At 36.8% G+C, this 3360-nt stretch carries 3 protein-coding genes and 1 pseudogene; 1 reads left to right on the forward strand and 3 read right to left on the reverse strand.

What is annotated here, in order from left to right; translation table 11 throughout:
* Window positions 1–286 precede the first annotated feature (286 nt).
* Together QUB61_RS38550 and QUB61_RS38555 are read right to left on the reverse strand one after the other, a co-directional pair.
* Window positions 287–814, reverse strand: a complete 528-nt coding sequence (locus QUB61_RS38550; RefSeq protein WP_333136659.1) for a hypothetical protein — start codon at window positions 812–814, stop codon at window positions 287–289.
* Window positions 815–870: 56 nt separating this feature from the next.
* Window positions 871–1110 (reverse strand): annotated as a pseudogene (locus QUB61_RS38555) (transposase); the annotation flags it as partial.
* A 20-nt stretch (window positions 1111–1130) separates the two neighbouring features.
* Here QUB61_RS38555 and QUB61_RS38560 point away from each other — a divergent pair.
* Window positions 1131–1910, forward strand: a complete 780-nt coding sequence (locus QUB61_RS38560; protein WP_333136661.1) for an IS630 family transposase — start codon at window positions 1131–1133, stop codon at window positions 1908–1910.
* A gap of 166 nt (window positions 1911–2076) precedes the next feature.
* Here the strand turns inward: QUB61_RS38560 and QUB61_RS38565 are convergent, their stop codons facing one another.
* Window positions 2077–2733 (reverse strand): IS630 transposase-related protein, encoded by a 657-nt coding sequence (locus QUB61_RS38565; RefSeq protein ID WP_333136663.1) that lies wholly within the window; start codon window positions 2731–2733, stop codon window positions 2077–2079.
* Between the last annotated feature and the right edge of the window lie 627 nt (window positions 2734–3360).

The raw sequence follows: 3360 nt of genomic DNA on the forward strand, positions 1-3360 counted from the left end.
CATTTTAACTCCTACTTAGATTTACATCCCTCATTATATACGTTCGAGGATTTACAAATCATTTGCGATCGCTATAGTAGTTATTCTTAAAGAAAATATCTATAGTTCTGTAAACGCGATTAAAACAAAGATTTGAGTAGTGAATATATAAAGCATTTTGAGGGTTTTTACCTACTACTAAACTTTCACCATGTTTTTTTATAATGTTGCCGCCAACAATCATATCTTTACTATACACATGAATCAGTTCATCAATATCACCAAAGAGGTCATTACAAATACATATTTAATGAAGAACTTCAATTTCAAATACAGAGGGTGGTGCCTCTCCAAGCCTGAAGCCTCTCCCTCGTAAAGACTCAGCTTGCCTATCTTTAGAAAAGTTTGTAACAACTGCGCTAAGCTCTAAATTGTATTTATTAATTAAATGCTTTATTATTTTATGTACTTTTGAATGCAAATAGTTTTCTATTTTGATAATCTTCAGTTTACTCAAAAGTTCAGTGATATCATAGGACTCTGTAGACTCGTCAAAGATAACAAAAGGTTTTTCAACCAAAAAATTGGAAAACCCATATTTATTTATCATTTGCATTGCCTTGATAAAAGTCCCGCTTGGGATGCATAAGTCAATGATTGTATTTTCTGGTACGAGCTGTTCTTCATTAAGTAAACTATCAAAACTTTTGTATACCTTATAAGAACGAGCTATTATGTTTAGGCGTTGCTGATTCACGGTATGAATCAACTTTTCGCTTGATGTTACAAAACTCACCCTACTTGGCTTATAGCACTTGGGAAATCTTGAATTCATACCTGTATTCAGCAACGCCTATGTTTATTATAGTCATTTCAAATAAGTATGAGACACTAGACTGCACAATAAGCACGAATAATTTCATCAAGAGATGTGCCAGGAGACGCATACATTTTAGCTCTCTTTAATGCACTAAAATCATGCTCAATATCATTTAAGTCAGGAGAGTATTTTGGTAAAAATATTATCTGATGACCCGCCTCCTCAACCAATAGTCTAATGACCGTCTTACGATGAATGGGTGCATTATCCATAATTACAGCACTTTGCTTAACGATTAGGTACAATATTAGAGGTGGTAAGAAAGAGAAAAATGAAACCCTACTCCCTAGATATACGTCAAAAAATTATTAACACTTACGAAGCAGGTAATACCTCTATTCGGAAAGTAGCAGAAAGATTTCAAGTGAGTAAAAGTACGGTACAGGCGCTACTAAAACGAAAAAAAGAGACAGGAAGATTACTCCCTAGTCAGGCAAAGGGTGGTAAACCGAGCCTACTGTTTGGTCACGAACAACAGATTGAAGAGATGGTAGCCCAGTATCCAGATTACACACTCGCAGAATACTGTGAGTATTGGCACGAAAAAACAGGAGTAGGGTTGAGCGAGAGTGCCATGTGCCGATTCCTAAAAAAGCAGCAACTCACTTTGAAAAAAACACTACGGAGCAGTCAAGCCCATAAAGAAATTAATCAAAAGAAGCGAATAGAATATTGGGAAAAAAGCCGAGATGTCGAACCAGAAAATCTGATATTTTTGGATGAAATGGGCGTATTGCTGGGGATAATGAGACAAGGAGCTAGAAGTAAAAAGGGAGAAAGAAGCTACGATATCAAGCCATTTTATAGAGGAAGTAGGGTAACGGTGGTTGGAGCAATAAGCAATAAGAAGGTCATCGCCATGAAGACAATGGGAAAATCTATGAATGGAGAGGATTTCCAGAAATTTGTGCAAGAAGAACTGGTGCCTTCATTATGGAAAGGAGCGGTATTGGTGATGGATAATCTGAAGGCACACAAGGTAGAAGGTGTGGAAAAAATGATCGAAGCAGTGGGAGCAAAAGTAGTGTATTTATCACGCCAACTCACCTGAGTTTAACCCCATCGAACATTTATGGTGGGAATTAAAGGCATGGCTGAGGAGATTGGTACCTCGAAGTATACAGATTGTGGAAAAACTCTTGGAATTGGGAGTGAAATTATGTTCAAGTAAGCAAATCGAAAATTATTTTGCTCACTGCTGTTACTGTACCTCTTAGTCACGCAAAGTGCTGTAATATAGATGGACTTGTTAAATCTGGTAACAAATATAAAGATAACCATCCTTCAAATCCTTCTGCATTCAAACTACCCATAAAGAGCATTGGTGCAATTAAGTCCTTCTTTCCTTTTCTCCTTGCTGCTACTAAATTTTCTCTTTTTACCCGTTTTCCTGGTCTTTCACCATAGACTTTTTTTCCTCTCTTTGCCCAGGCACAAACACAACCTTCAAATTCCTCAAATCCTGATTCATCAATGAATACAATGCTTTTACTGCCATAAACTTTAATTAATTCTCTCAGATTTCTGTAGTATTTCATTCTTTCTTCTCTATTTCTTTCTTGATAGCGAAGTTTTTTTTTTTTGTGATTTTCAGTTTTTTTAAGGCATAGCAGATGGCACTCGGTCTGACGCCTGAAAGTTCTTGCTCTTTCTACTAATCTTGCGTCAGGATTTTTTTCAACATCTTTTTTGAGGGCTTCCCAATCTAGCTTTCGTTGACGGTGGTTGACCTGAGTTGGTCGAAGGTCTTCCCTATCTAACCATCTATAAATTGTTGCTCTTCCTACCTTAAATATGGCGGCCGCTTTCGTTATACTCCCTCCATTTTCCACATAATTGACTACTTTTTGTCTTAGGTCTAGACTGTCAGCCATTTTTTTCTAATTAACTATTTTTATCGATTTTATCATGATCTTACCTCTGTCTCACATTTATTTGAAATGACTATAACTTAAAAAAATCTGGTCCAAATGAACCAGTTGTATCTACAAAAAATATTCTATTTAAGTCTACCAATCCAATTCTATATAACTTGTAGTAGGAAGTGAAATGCAAAAACCCTGCTTTACCAGCACCAACAATTCTGGGGGGGTGACGACCCGCCCCAAACCCATAGTTAGTAAGGATTGAGCCAACTTGTGGTAAAAAAAGATAGGCAGCAGAGTTGTTACACGCTTGCCTATCCAAAAAAATAATGATACTAAGATTCTACCAGAGTCATTTACAAAAATACCTGACGCCATCTCAGTTTTTGGTGATGACAATTTTGCTATCCTTGATGCAATCAGAAAAACAAGTGAGATTAGAGAGGCTCTCCCTCCTCTTTTCCCTGTCTAATTACAGCCGAAAGTCGGCGACGTAAATTACAAAGGTTTTTAGATTTACCTCACTTAACGATTGAATTAATTTGGTTCCCATTAATTACTTATTGGTTGACAACTTATTGCCCTGTTGGTACTCGCTTATCAATTGCAATAGATCGCAGCCAATGGGGCTGTATT

The organism is Microcoleus sp. C2D2 (genome assembly GCF_036702495.1).
Classification (GTDB): Bacteria; Cyanobacteriota; Cyanobacteriia; order Cyanobacteriales; family Microcoleaceae; genus Microcoleus.